The sequence below is a fragment of the Gracilibacillus salinarum genome (assembly GCF_022919575.1).
GTDB lineage: Bacteria > Bacillota > Bacilli > Bacillales > Amphibacillaceae > Gracilibacillus > Gracilibacillus salinarum.
The window spans coordinates 4,240,437-4,253,808 of the sequence record NZ_CP095071.1; the positions used below are offsets into that span (position 1 = coordinate 4,240,437).

Annotated in this window: 12 protein-coding genes; 2 read left to right on the top strand and 10 right to left on the bottom strand. The window is 38.2% G+C overall.

What is annotated here, in order from left to right; all coding sequences use genetic code 11:
• Positions 1-305 precede the first annotated feature (305 nt).
• On the top strand, positions 306-1,484 hold the full coding sequence (locus tag MUN87_RS19870) for a glycosyltransferase family 4 protein (protein WP_369413965.1): 1,179 nt from the start codon (positions 306-308) through the stop codon (positions 1,482-1,484).
• Positions 1,485-1,541: 57 nt separating this feature from the next.
• Here MUN87_RS19870 and MUN87_RS19875 read toward each other — a convergent pair whose 3' ends face one another.
• The 3 genes from MUN87_RS19875 to MUN87_RS19885 form a co-directional block, all read right to left on the bottom strand.
• Positions 1,542-2,186 carry a sulfotransferase family 2 domain-containing protein gene (locus MUN87_RS19875; protein ID WP_244743342.1) on the bottom strand — a complete coding sequence of 215 codons (645 nt, stop codon included), beginning with the start codon at positions 2,184-2,186 and terminating at the stop codon, positions 1,542-1,544.
• Between the two features lie 150 nt (positions 2,187-2,336).
• Positions 2,337-3,047, bottom strand: a complete 711-nt coding sequence (locus MUN87_RS19880; protein WP_244743343.1) for a glycosyltransferase — start codon at positions 3,045-3,047, stop codon at positions 2,337-2,339.
• Positions 3,037-3,984 carry an NAD-dependent epimerase/dehydratase family protein gene (locus MUN87_RS19885; RefSeq protein ID WP_244743345.1) on the bottom strand — a complete coding sequence of 316 codons (948 nt, stop codon included), beginning with the start codon at positions 3,982-3,984 and terminating at the stop codon, positions 3,037-3,039. The genes MUN87_RS19880 and MUN87_RS19885 overlap by 11 nt, the downstream gene beginning before the upstream one ends.
• Positions 3,985-4,253: 269 nt before the next feature.
• Between MUN87_RS19885 and MUN87_RS19890 the strand changes: the two genes are divergently transcribed.
• The gene (locus MUN87_RS19890; protein WP_244743347.1) at positions 4,254-5,492 is read left to right on the top strand and encodes a glycosyltransferase family 4 protein; all 1,239 of its coding nucleotides are present in this window, start codon (positions 4,254-4,256) and stop codon (positions 5,490-5,492) included.
• A gap of 994 nt (positions 5,493-6,486) precedes the next feature.
• Here MUN87_RS19890 and MUN87_RS19895 read toward each other — a convergent pair.
• The 7 genes from MUN87_RS19895 to MUN87_RS19925 all read right to left on the bottom strand — a co-directional run bounded on the left by MUN87_RS19895 (position 6,487) and on the right by MUN87_RS19925 (position 13,350).
• Positions 6,487-7,419, bottom strand: a complete 933-nt coding sequence (locus tag MUN87_RS19895; RefSeq protein ID WP_244743349.1) for an NAD-dependent epimerase/dehydratase family protein — start codon at positions 7,417-7,419, stop codon at positions 6,487-6,489.
• Between the two features lie 119 nt (positions 7,420-7,538).
• Entirely contained in the window at positions 7,539-8,387 is an 849-nt protein-coding gene (locus tag MUN87_RS19900; RefSeq protein ID WP_244743350.1) for a dTDP-4-dehydrorhamnose reductase family protein, read from the bottom strand.
• Position 8,388: 1 nt separating this feature from the next.
• Positions 8,389-9,375 (bottom strand): polysaccharide biosynthesis protein, encoded by a 987-nt coding sequence (locus MUN87_RS19905; RefSeq protein ID WP_244743352.1) that lies wholly within the window; start codon positions 9,373-9,375, stop codon positions 8,389-8,391.
• Positions 9,368-10,459, bottom strand: a complete 1,092-nt coding sequence (wecB, locus tag MUN87_RS19910) for a non-hydrolyzing UDP-N-acetylglucosamine 2-epimerase (RefSeq protein WP_244748027.1) — start codon at positions 10,457-10,459, stop codon at positions 9,368-9,370. The genes MUN87_RS19905 and wecB overlap by 8 nt, the downstream gene beginning before the upstream one ends.
• Positions 10,460-10,800: 341 nt before the next feature.
• The gene (locus tag MUN87_RS19915) at positions 10,801-11,535 is read right to left on the bottom strand and encodes a glucose 1-dehydrogenase (protein ID WP_244743354.1); all 735 of its coding nucleotides are present in this window, start codon (positions 11,533-11,535) and stop codon (positions 10,801-10,803) included.
• Positions 11,536-11,639: 104 nt separating this feature from the next.
• Positions 11,640-12,077: a MarR family winged helix-turn-helix transcriptional regulator gene (locus tag MUN87_RS19920; protein WP_244743356.1), complete on the bottom strand. Its 438-nt coding sequence runs from the start codon at positions 12,075-12,077 to the stop codon at positions 11,640-11,642.
• A gap of 403 nt (positions 12,078-12,480) precedes the next feature.
• Positions 12,481-13,350 carry a TetR/AcrR family transcriptional regulator gene (locus MUN87_RS19925; RefSeq protein ID WP_244743358.1) on the bottom strand — a complete coding sequence of 290 codons (870 nt, stop codon included), beginning with the start codon at positions 13,348-13,350 and terminating at the stop codon, positions 12,481-12,483.
• Positions 13,351-13,372: the final 22 nt, after the last annotated feature.

Consider the following 13,372-nt stretch of genomic DNA (forward strand, 5'->3'; position numbering starts at 1 on the left):
AATTCGAACGTACATTCTTTTTTTGTCACGGTGCTAACCGTTTGTAAGACTCCCACTTCACGCTTCGAGTATCATAAAGAAGCTAAGTAGGAGTAAACAGCCGCTAACAATCAGTGGGGGGGCAAAAACCCCCACTGATCAAAGTCTCACTTTATGCGGTAGGAAAAATTTAGCAATAAAGAAACGCGACGTAATGTGGGTAATGAAAACAAGTCACCATCGCTATTTCTCATACTTACTTTAAGATTTAACACTCCCAGCTGATTCTACATATACATAGTATGAATATGAAGGGGGATGACGGTATGTATTCAGATGAATCGAATGCGCAAATGGATTCAAGTAAGGAAATAGAAAATCAAAGCAGTGAATTAGTCGAGAAAACAGCTCTTTCCCTCGACCAGCATCAGAACATAAATGTACTATTCGTTTATTATGTGCCGAGTGGAGGAGTAGAAACATTAAATCGTCAAAGATCGGCAGTACTTCAAGCACATCATATAAATCCACATTTTCTGTATTATGAAAAAAGGCGAGAACTTGTGAATGATCATGGCGCCCCAACATACATTACCAAGGATGTGAATGACTTTAAAGAAATCCTGACAAAGAACCATTTCAGTGCTCTAGTTGTAACGTCAGACTTTGATATTCTGCCAGTCTTCCGTTCATTAGGTTTCCAAGGAAAGATAATTGTAGAAATTCAAGGCTACGGACCGAAAAGTGTAGCTAAATCGGTGCTTCAATCTGCTGTTCCGACTGTAATGAAGCATGCTGACGCTTTTCTTACACCGAAAACACCTCATATCGTAGAATTGATCGAAGAATTCTATCCGACGGTTCCGGCATTTCATTTTAATAATTCATTTGATACGAAGCAATTTGGTTATGTACCTTCAAACGAAAAAGAGACACCCATTATTGCATGGATTGGCCGCATTGAAGATAATAAAAATTGGAGGGAATTTCTGCGGATTGGCAAGCAGATGGTTCAACATAATGCTAATATACAGCTATATATGTATGAAGATCCCACGATTAGTACGCCAATAGAACGGAAGGCGTTTCGTGAAATGATAAAGAAATTGGATTTAGAAGATAGCCTTACCATACATGCCAATGTACCACACGAAAAAATGGCGGAGCATTTTTCAAAAATAGGAGACTCTGGCGGCTTTTTATGCTCTACTTCAAAGGTAGAAGGTGCGCCATTGTCTATTTTGGAAGCAATGAGTTGTCGTTGCCCGGTCTTGACGACTGATTCTGATGGAGTAAAAAGCTCTGTCATTCATGATCAGACTGGAAAATATTATACGTTAGGAAATGTACCGGAAGCTGTGGAACAAGCAAAAGAACTGATGTCCAATCATCCATTAAGAAATACCATTATAAAAAATGCAATCAGTCATTTGCATACAAATTTCAGTCCAGCACGCTATGGTCAGAACTTTATTAAAATGTTGCATGACTTAGGAGCAAAATGAAACAAAACCGGAACGCAAAGTTCCGGTTTTGTTAAATTGGACTGATGTGGTTTAATTTTATATTGTATAGCCGAATGTCTGAAAGTCTTTCGCATATAAGCTAGCAACTAATTGCTTGGCTTCTTCATCATAAAATTGATCATATTTCGGTATGTTATTAAAATCTTTGATCGTGATAGGGACATCGGAAAAATGAATTCCCTTCGTTTCTTTCGTTATTTGTTTTATGTGATGAGGGGAACGAGTGATTTCTGACAGGGGAGAAGCGGTTAAGTTAAACTGCTTTTCAATTAGCGTTATTTGTTGGTTGAACTCTTCCAGTTTAATGTAACGGTCAATAAAATGTTCTTCTCCATCGATATATTGTTCTGCAATGTGGTGATCGATTTTATCATTACTTATACCAATTTGTTTTACACGATACAAAAATTGTTTGAAGGATATTCCAGTACTTACCTCGGGAAAAACACTCTGACAAATCTGATCATTTCCAATCATGCTTAAGAAGGAACTAACAGCTCTTTTGTATGGATCGCGAACCAGTTTATATACTTCTTTTTCACCTTTTAATAGATCTTTTCTTACCTTCTCTTTATAATCCTGTTGCTTGTAAAATTGATTTTCGCGATATTTATGGACCCATGGATCATAATCTAATGCAGTTTGCAGTAAACCAATATGATAAAAATACCATTTGATCAAAGAGGTACAACCTCCTTTAGGAGTCCAAAAAAATATTAATGGAAATCCTTCATCGTATAACGGTGGTGGCCAACTCATTAATCCGTCAATGTATTGTTTTTTATCTTGCAATTGATTACACCTCTATTCTATTTCACGACGAAGCAAATATTATTTAATGGTAAATAATTTTAATAACTGTGGACGATAGATTTGTTCAATTTTATGCATTTCTTTGTAGAGTTCAGGTAAGTGTTTATTTGTCCCGGATGCATCGTGTCTTCTAAAGTTAGTTAGTACTTCATCTAAATAATGAAATTTATAGCCTTTTACAATTAATCGATACCACATTTCGTAATCTTGTGTGTAGCGATACTCTGGCTTGAATAAACCAAATTGATCGAACAAATCTTTTTTCATCATAACGGTACAACCGTTCACAATATTCGTCAGCAAAAAGCGTTTATAAAATTCTGCGTCGTCCTGTAATCGATAACCTCCCCATTTCATAGTTACATTGTTTTGATTGTCAATAATATCAAAATTAGTAAAACTGATGACTGCCTGATTGTCTTGTGTAAATTTCATCTGTTTAGCAATCTTCTCTGGATAAAACACATCATCAGAGCTGAGCCATACGATATAATCACCAGATGCCTCTTGTATGCCTCGGTTTAATGCAGTAGCCGTACCGCCATTTTCTTTCCTGATGTATGTTAATCGTTGGAGATAGGGGGTTATTTTTTCAGTATAAGAAGTTGATCCGTCATCAACCAAAATGATTTCCACGTTATGATAGGTTTGTGCTAATGCGCTCTCTATAGCCTGATCAACATAGGAACAGTTGTAGAACGGTATGATAATCGTTACTTTAGGATTCATCTGTATCCCTCCTTAAATTATCCATGTTATCGAATGACGATGAGAAGCGTTTCCGGTAATAATCAAGTGTATCTGCTAAAGATGTTCTAAGTGGTATGGCAGGTTTCCAACCTAGCTCATGTAAACGGTCAGGAGTTGCTACTGGTTGAATGTCTGTTTGATCGGCAGTCGTAGAACCGATCTGGAAATTACTTGTCGTCATCGATTGAAAAACTTTCGTGATTTCAAGGAGTGACCGGTTTTTTCCGGTTGTGACATTGTAGGTGTCACCAGCAGCTCCTTTTTCTAGCAGAAGATGATATGCTGTAATCGCATCACGGACATCAAGGAAATCGCGCTGTGCTTGTAGATTAATAGTAAGTGAAGGGAGATTGTTCGTGTTCGTACTTTCCGTTTCTGCCAGTTTATCTGCGATGATCGAACAGACACCATGAGAAGGACCTGGACCGATCAAGTTGGTAGGATTAGCAATGACAATTTCCATGTTGTATAACGGTACCCATGACTGAGCAAGCAGGCTCTGTAATGTTTTGCTTACACCATATGGATGCTTCAACGTATTCATAGATAACGGATCAAACTGTAACGTAGATCCAGCGACAACTATCCGGCATAGAGGAACGACTTCTCTAATAGCTTCCAAAAGATATAAAGTAGCAAGCAAATTAGTTTCTATTGATTGGACAGGATTCTTCCAGGAATGACTAACATTGTTTTGCCCAGCTAAATGTAATACGTAATCAGGCTTCGTATTAGTTATCAATTGTTTAACCTGTTCCTGCTTAGTTAGATTACACTTGATCCAGTTCATCTCCAGTTGATTTGCTGTATGAGAAACAGCAGTTATGTCAAAACCTTTTTCTTGAAAATAACGACAGGCATGCTGTCCGGTGAATCCACTAGCCCCGGTAATAAGCAACTTTTTGTTATTTGTCACGGTAATCCATTCCAATCTTCGTGATCACATGATATTAGCAGCCGATGCCACAGCTTGATTCGTTCCATTATCAGACCGCCATTTAGTCGATCACTTTGTGTAGTGCTATCTTATGCTTGATCACCGTTATTGCTGTAGGCAGATAAACTCGTTCATTAATAAAAAGGCATTACGACAGAGTAAAAATAATTGCTATCCAAACAATTATGAAAGAATTCGCATAAGATTGAAGAGGGAGAATAATTCGAAGAGAAATAAGGAGATGTCCTATGAAAATCTTATTGGCCACATTTTGGGCTGTTCCTCATGTCGGTGGTGTGTGGAATTATATGATGCAATTAAGAGATCGCTATGAACAACAAGGCCATCAAGTCGATCTGATGGGGTTCAATGAGGGGAATACGATCGTTCATATATGGAATCAGCAAAGGAAGGTAGAGAAGAATGCCATAGAGGATGAAATAGAGACAGAATTTGCGAATCGCAAGAAGCAATTACCGGTTATCCAGCAAGATCCATATGTTAGATATTATGAGTTACATCGCTGCATATACGAAATTGCTGCACGCAAGCTGGATATTACGCATTATGATTTGATTCATACCCAGGATGTCATATCCAGTGCTTGTATAAACCGGATCAGACCACGTACGATTCCTCAGGTTTCCAGTATTCATGGCTCGGCCGCCGAAGAATTGAAGGATGCCGTTACAAGAATTTTTAAATCACCTACAGCGGAAATTGCTTGTCGTTATTTTGATGAAATGGAAAGAGAAGGGGCAATGGCTGCTGAATATACCATCGTTGCTAATCATTGGTTAAAAAGAATTTTTATGAAAGAATATCAAGTACCTAAAAATAAACTCCGAGTGCTTCATTATGGCTATGACATTGATTCTTTTATACGGAAAATGGCGATAAAATCGGAGATCGATCGACCTGTAGATCAGAAGCTGATTTTGTTCACAGGCAGAATTATAGAAAAGAAAGGTGTCTATGATTTGGTAGAGGCGTTACATTTATTAAAAAAGAAAAATGATAACTGGATTTGCTGGATAGTTGGGGATGGACCTGACCGGAATAATGTACAAGAAAAGGTGAAACAATATGATTTACAAGAGGAAATTCATTTTTTTGGAAATCGTCAAGATATTCCATATTTGCTATCCTTAGCCGATATTTATGTTCTGCCGAGTCAATTGGATAATCAGCCACTGTCCATCATTGAGGCGCAACTGGCTGGGAAAGCAATCATCACCAGTGACGCTGGAGGGCTTCCTGAAATGGTCAAGGATGGTAAAACAGGTTTGATTGCAAATACGGGTAATCCTCAACACTTATGTGAGCAATTGAAAAGATTATTGGAAGATTCGTTATTAACGGAACATCTAGGAAAGAACGTAAAAGAATGGGCGTTAAAACATTGGAGAATGGACAAAGCAATCAAGAAGGTATTTCGTATTTATCAGGAAGCAATCAAAAAAAGAGCGCATACCCATCCCGAATAAAGAAAGCTAACAAATTATTTCTATTTGCAATGATGGAAATATTTTCGTTTAAGTATATGGTTTCAACATCAAATTTGGTTCCTCTTTGATAGTATATTTATTCGACTTTCCTTTTTTTTGCAATAGGAAAATTAGCAGTCAAGAAGCACGACGTAACGAGATAAGGAAAGGAAGCAAAAGTAGATAGCGATGCCACGAGATTTGTATCGTTTAGCGAGAAAGGAGCCAAAAGTGGGAAGCGGTCATCAAAGATTTGTATCGTATAGCGAGAAAGGAGCCAAAAGTGGGAAGCGGTCATCAAAGATTTGTATCGTATAGCGAGAAAGGGAACAAAAGTGGGGAGCAGTCATCAAAGATTTGTATCGTTTAGCAAGAAAGGGAACAAAAGTGGGAAGCGGTCATCAAAGATTTGTATTGTTTAGCGAGAAAGGGAACAAAAGTGGGAAGCGGTCATCAAAGATTTGTCTCGTTTAGCAAGAAAGGGAACAAAAGTGGTGAGCGGTCATCAAAGATTTGTCTCGTTTAGCGAGAAAGGGAACAAAAGTGGGAAGCGGTTATCAAAGATTTGTCTCGTTTAGTGAGAAAGGGAACAAAAGTGGGAAGCGGTCATCAAAGATTTGTATTGTTTAGCGAGAAAGGGAACAAAAGTGGGAAGCTGTCATCAAAGATTTGTAGTGTTTAAAAGAAAGAGGACAAAAAGTCTCACTTTATCACGGTGCTAACCGTCTGTGAGACTCCTACTTCAAGTATCACAAAGAAACTAAGTGGGAGTAAACGGACACTAACACCCTGATAAGTTTCGCTAATGATCAGTAGGGGCAAAAACCTCCACTGATCAAAGTCTCACTTTATCTAATAGGTTAGGAAATTATAAATAGAGAAGCGCGAATAAGTGAAAATCCAGTATGTACCAGGCATAAGGAAAAACTTCGGCACTCGCTAATAGACGAGTTGAATGCCGAAGTTTTTCTTATGTGTTCATTTTGCAGACTATTTAATTATCCGTATTCTCCGTTATAGGTTGATAATAGGAATACGTGTATTGAATGCCTTGAGCTATTTCTGTATTTGGTTTCCAGTTCAATAAGTCATAAGCTTTTTGGTTGGCGAGACAGCTATGTTTGATGTCGCCTTTCCTTCCTGCTTTATGAACCGTGTCGAGCGGTTTGTTGTGCAGTGAAGAGAGCGATGCAACCAATTGATTAATGGATGTCCGTTTACCAGTGCTTATTTGTACCATTCCGTTCTGTTCGCTTGTCATAGCTGCGATATTAGCTTGCACTACGTCATCAACATAAACAAAATCACGAGATTGTTCGCCATCTCCATGAATCATTAATGGTTGTTCATTTCTGATTTTTTCCATGAACACAGCTATCACACCTCCTTCGCCCTTTGCGGTCTGACGGGGGCCGTAAACATTTCCGTAGCGTAGAATAATAAATGGCAGCTGATACAATTGGTGAAATAGTTGTATATAGGATTCAGCACTTAATTTGGAAATTCCGTAATAGGAAAACGGTGTGGCAGGATCTGATTCTGTAATGAATGTCTTCTGTAAATTACCGTAAACTGCGGAAGTGGAGGAGAAGATGAATTTTTGTACTTTTGCATCGTTGCATGCCTTTAATAATTGTATGGTTCCGTTAATATTCACATCAGCGTCAAATTTTGGATCTTCAATCGATCTTGTCACATCAGCTTGGGCGGCAAGGTGAAAAAGTATGTTTGGTTTTTCTTCCCTGATCAGGTCGCCTGTTTGATCACTACGAATATCAAGGTGGTGGAAAGTAGCCTGAGGATGCAAATACGATCTTTTTCCAGAAGATAAATCATCGATGACGTGCACTTCATGATGTTGTTGTATTAAATAGTCGACAAGGTGAGATCCGATAAATCCTGCTCCACCCGTTACGAATGTCTTCATGATAAACCCAACTCCCTATTTCTAGATATCATAGTGTATGAGATAGAAGGGAGAGGGGTATTGGACAATCACCCAATGTCATTTAAATAGTACTTATATAGTGATTCGCCTTGTCCATTTTATTGGCGATTATATAGTAAATGGTTTTGTTCCATCCATTCTTTCATGTCTAGAAGCATGTTCTCATAGCAGGGTACTTCATAACTGAAATCGCTACGGTTACTTTTAACGGTGCGATCCAGCTTGTTTTGGTCATCGGCAATGATTTTTACGTCCTGTTTATCGAAAATATCCTGGATCATTTTTAACAGTGTGTATTTTGAAACTTTCTGTTTGGCGCCGACATGTATTAATCCAGTTATCTCTTTTTCTATCATGACGTCGATCGCTTTTGCTAGTTCTAATGTTGTCACACCGTTCCATAAGACCTTCTCAAATCCTTTAATTTGACCTTGCTGTTTCATAAACCAGAGAAATAACCCCTGACCGTCCTCTTTTAATTCAGGACCAATAATTGATGTGCGTATGGTTAAGTGATTATCCTGCTTGATTTCCCCTAGTTTTTTTGACTGTGCATAAATCGTTGTGCCATCCGCTTCATCATCCTCTGTGTAATTGCCTTTCTTTCCAGAAAATACACAATCAGTACTCAGATGGATCAGTTTACTTTGATATCTGTCCGCTAATTTGGCAATTTGATAGGGAAGGATGCTGTTTATTTGATGAGCCATCTCTGGATTATTCTCTGCATATTCAATTAAAACACCGATACAGTTAATGATGAAATCAGGTTTGATAATATCGATTATTTCTTCTAGTCTTGTAGAATTCGTTACATCTAAATAGATGCTATCTTTGTCTGCCTTATTTCTCGATGTATAAAAAACTTGGAAGTTGCTTTTCTGCATAAAGTAATGTGTAATAACATGGCCTGCCATACCATGACCGCCAAGGACTAACAGTTTCATGTTAGATGAACCTCCCTTTAGCGAGCATTGCATGAATCTCTTTTTTTGACATTAAATCTTTGCTCGAATTATAGTTTGCAAGGTTAGTAGATGGATAATCCTTATAATGCTCTTGTAAACCATCGATGTGAATAAATGGTAAAATAACGAAATATTCTTCATCATAGGTGATGGCTGTTTGGCTTTCGTTATCAGACAACAATAATTCGTGGATTTTTTCACCAGGTCTTGTTCCGATTACTTCGATAGCAATATCTTTTCTGTTTGAAGCGTCAATTAACACTTGTGCAATGTCGAGAATTTTACATGCTGGCATTTTCATCACAAATATCTCGCCACCGATACTTTCTGCTGTAGCTTTAAAAACAAGCCGAATCGCATCTTCAATAGTTAAGAAAAAACGAGTCATATTTAAATCGGTAATACCGATTTTTCCTTTTTCTTTCATGTGTTTTTTCAAAACATGAATGACGCTGCCGTTAGTTCCGAGCACATTACCACCACGAATACAGACGAACTGGGTTGCGCTATTTAAGGTGTTGGCATGAATGATAAGACGTTCGCCCATTGCTTTCGACAATCCATAGAAATTAAAGGGATTTGCGGCTTTGTCTGTAGAGATGTATAACACTTTTTTGACGCCACACTCGATGGCAGCGTCAATGACGTTCTGTGTACCGTGAACATTTGTTTTTAATGCCTCAAGTGGTTGATATTCACAAACGGGAACATGCTTCAGTGCGGCAAGATGGAAGAGATAATCAACACCCTGGCACGCTTCGGTTAACGCATCTTTTTCTCTAATATCTCCAATGACAAATTTCAATAACGGGTGATTATCGAATTCTTGTTGCATCGTAAATTGACTTGATTCATTTCGAGAATAGATTCGGATTTCTTTTGGTTCAAATAAAATCAGCTGACGTACCAATTCATATCCCCATGAACCAGTACCGCCTGTAATCAGTATCGTTTGATCTTTAAACATAATTCATGCCTCCCATGACAATCTTAATTACTTTATCTGATACACTGCGGTGATCATAACCTTCTGGAAAAGTCCAATCTCGTGATTGTTTGATCATTACGCGAGTTGACTGAGCGATTTGTTGTGCATCGATGCCAGACAACATGTTACTGCCACATTCGATGGTTTCAGGTCTTTCGGTTGTTTTTCGGATTGTTACGGTAGGAATGTGAAATAAACAACATTCTTCTTGTACCGTGCCACTGTCGGTTAAGGCACAAAGACAATTTTTCTCTAATTTGACAAAATCAAAGAATCCGAATGGCTCATGAAATTCAACGAGGGGATGTTCAGGTAATCCCGAGCTTGCTTCGATACGTGATCGCGTTCTTGGGTGCACGCTGCAAATTATTTTCTTTTGAAAAATATCTGCAACCATATTCAATCCTTTGAGTATTTCTGCTAATTTATCTGCATGGTCTACATTTTCCGCTCGATGAAATGTTGCTAGAAAATAACCGTCTTTCTTTAGTTGCAGCCGGTCAAGTATGGTGCTTTGTTCAATCTTTGCCCGGTTATGCTCTAATACTTCATATATAGGGTTGCCGGATAGAAAGACACGGTTTGGTTGTATTCCTTCTCTTAGAAGATTTTCTTTACTGTTGGGGGTGTAAGGCAGATTGCAACTAGAGACAGCATCGATGATTCGTCGATTCTTTTCTTCCGGTACTTCCAAATCAAAACAGCGGTTCCCCGCTTCCATATGGACAACAGGAATCCCCATTCTTTCGGAAAGAATGGCGCTTAAACCACTGTTGGTATCTCCTAAGACAAGGACTTTATCTGGTTTTTCCTTATGAATGATTTTTTCCAGATCTTGAAAGAGTAGAGATAATTGTTCACCTAATGTAAGCTGATTAGTACCTAATATATAATCCGGCTTACGCACATCTAACTCATCGAAAAAAACATCGTTAAGTGTTGCGGTAAAATTCTGACCGGTATGAACTAGGGTATGTTTGTCAGCAAATTGATCTAGCTTTTTTATAATAAGACTCAACCGGATAATTTCTGGTCTTGTACCTAATACAGTCATGATTTTCAATTGCTTCACACCTTCTGATGACATACATCCATTTATTTTGTTAGTTGTTACATATTCTTTGTAATAACAATATGCTTGGATTGAAGAAATGCTGTAGGCATGAATCGACATAAACAAAGAATCCTTTATATGCCTACAGAGATTTGGACTGGATCAAGTGTATGCGAAAAAAAGCCGCAGTGGTTACTGCGGCTTTTTTGTAAGCAATGAAAGTATATAAGTACAGTCGTAGAAGTAATCATGCTGAATAGGGAGATAGGTAGTTGTTTATTAATTAAGTCAATTCGGACCGGTTAGGGTTTGCCGGACTTTCTTATTAATGGGGATTCTTTTGGAAAAGTTTATCGTGCGGTTAATCCACCGTCAACGATAAATTCGGACCCGGTACTATAGCTGGATTCATCGGAAGCGAGGTAGAGTACCATCTGCGTTACTTCTTCTGGTTTTGCTACTCTGCCGGCAGGAATGTGCTTGGAGAATGTTTCAATTGTCTCTTTGGAATCCTCCTGCATGATCATCGGTGTTTCAATGACACCTGGATGAACAGAGTTTACTCGAATGTTGTAGGGACTTAGATTGAGTGCAGCTGCTTTTGTCATTCCTCTTACTGCAAATTTTGTATCTGTATAGCCGATTGCTCCACCAACAATCCCATTAATGGACGAAATGTTGACAATTGATCCACCGCCAGTCTTCTTCATAGCAGGGAGAACAGATTGCATGCCTAAGAAGACGGAAATCTGATTGATATCCACGATTTTTCGATAGTCTTCTTCTGTAATCTCTTCGAATGATTTATTCATACTGATGCCAGCGTTATTGACGAGAATATCGATCTTCCCAAAAATATCTTCTGTATATTGAATCACTTCTTGCCAATTGTTTCTTTTTGTCACATCCAGCTTCTTAAATTGTACGTTGCCACCCAATTGATCTGCTAATGCTCTACCTTCTTCTTCTAATATGTCTGCAATCATTACGCTTGCGCCTTCTTGTTTGAAGCATTTGACATGCGAAGCACCCATGCCCCGGGCTCCACCTGTAATTAGTGCTACTTTACCTGCTAATCTGCTCATTTTCTTTCCTCCTCGTTTTTGTTATTTTCAAATAGTTAAGGTTGAGAGAGCATAAATTCGTAATCTCTTCTAACACTTATTATGTGACCTAGTGTCCAGTTTGGTTATGACCGTTTTTCTTTAGTGACCGCTTCTAATAATTTTTCTTGAATCATTAAATATTGATTTAATTCTTCTTCACTTAATACTTCGAAGATGTCCATAAATAATTTTTTTCCTATTGTTTGTGCCTCGGAAAGTGCTTTTTCTCCTTCTGGCGTGATCATCATTCGTATCGTTCTTTTATCGTGTTCATCTGGTTGTCTAACAGCAAGATTGAGGTTGACCAGTTTCGTTGCAATATTTGTCATAGCTCCTTTTGTGTAGCCGAGCGTATTAGCGAGCTCTACCTGTTTCAAAGCGCCGTGTGAACGTAATTCAGACAATGCTAATATAGGTGAAATACCGAGCGGGTAAGAATAAGCTTTTGTGAAATGAATGATGTGTTCGTTGTTAATTTTCTCAATCGTATGGATTAATTTAAAAATATTTGTGTTCTCCAATTGATTCGTTCCTTTCAGTAGTTTAAAAAAGTTTAGTGTTAAACTTTATGGTTAGTTTAACACTAAACTAATTTATTTGCTAGTGATTTTTCGGAATAAGCAAGAGCTAAATTTAAAGCCGAACATGACAAACCATCTATTTATGTCATGTTCGGCTATTAGCATTTATCACGGCGCTAACCGTCTGTAAGACTCCCATTTCAAGCTTCGAGTATCACAAAGAAGCTTGAAATGGGAGTAAACAGACGCTAACAGCCTGATAAGTTTCGCTAATGATCAGTGGGGGTCAAAACCATCACTGATCAAAGTCTCTCTTTATTGACATGTTTTTATGTGGTAGAATACCGCTTCACAAAAGTCCACGTTTTATTTACTAGCGTAGCTTGTGTCATGTCATAGTTTTTTATAAATATAAATGGTAAATCAGATGGACTACTTGCTGAATCTCATGTTCTAATGGCGAATCAGTAAAGGCTTGTAACATGGATTGGCAGACGCTTTCGATCAAGAAATATTTTGGTTCCTCTGCTTGTAATTCATTAATAAGAAATTGGACGTAGGCATGTTTTTTGTCGTTACCATTATTTCGTAAATCGGTCTCTAATAGTTTTAATTGATGAAAAAGTGTCTGCTGCTGGTCTTGTTCATTTGTGTGTAAGTCATGATCTAACCATTGTCGCTGGAAGAACGTTTCTTGTGTTTCTATTTGAACAGCAAGCATCGATTTAATTCGTCTAAGTACATAACGAATGACTTTCTCAATGGCTGGTGTCTGACCAGACCCTAACTTAGCCACGAATTGAAAGCTGTGAATACTGCCGAGCAACATAATCGCATGGTCCATTGTGTAACGACTTCCGTCAGCAGGGTAAATATCCGCTATTCTTTGAGCAAGCCATTTCAGTTCTTTTGCGTGGGCGCGATGCATATAAGCTTTCAATTGTTCGTCTTCAGAGATGGAAACCGTTTGAAATACTGTCATCAGATTATGCTCACGGTTCATCGTCATTTTCATTGCGACTTGTTCGATGAAGACTTCTTCATTGTCTTTTTCTTTGCCAATTGCAATCTTTTGGCGTTCCGTATCTATCTGATCTTCCACGTAGGAAAGAATGGCGAGTAAACAATCGTTCTTGGAATGAAAATGATTGTAAAACGTTCCTTTCGAAATTTCTGCTTTATCAAGTATGTCTTGTATAGAGGAAGCTGCAAACCCTTTTTTGACAAATAAGGAGTGGGCAGCATCAATGACTTTTTTTCGTGTATCGTTCATTTTTTCACCCTTTTTATAACGA

Bases quoted from the DNA above. Each gene is read 5' to 3' on its own strand.
- MUN87_RS19895 (WP_244743349.1), bottom strand. From the start codon at position 7,419: ATGAAGACATTCGTAACGGGTGGAGCAGGATTTATCGGATCTCACCTT.
- MUN87_RS19900 (WP_244743350.1), bottom strand. From the start codon at position 8,387: ATGAAACTGTTAGTCCTTGGCGGTCATGGTATGGCAGGCCATGTTATT.
- MUN87_RS19870 (WP_369413965.1), top strand. From the start codon at position 306: ATGTATTCAGATGAATCGAATGCGCAAATGGATTCAAGTAAGGAAATA.
- MUN87_RS19925 (WP_244743358.1), bottom strand. From the start codon at position 13,350: ATGAACGATACACGAAAAAAAGTCATTGATGCTGCCCACTCCTTATTT.
- MUN87_RS19880 (WP_244743343.1), bottom strand. From the start codon at position 3,047: ATGAATCCTAAAGTAACGATTATCATACCGTTCTACAACTGTTCCTAT.
- MUN87_RS19905 (WP_244743352.1), bottom strand. From the start codon at position 9,375: ATGTTTAAAGATCAAACGATACTGATTACAGGCGGTACTGGTTCATGG.
- MUN87_RS19890 (WP_244743347.1), top strand. From the start codon at position 4,254: ATGAAAATCTTATTGGCCACATTTTGGGCTGTTCCTCATGTCGGTGGT.
- MUN87_RS19915 (WP_244743354.1), bottom strand. From the start codon at position 11,535: ATGAGCAGATTAGCAGGTAAAGTAGCACTAATTACAGGTGGAGCCCGG.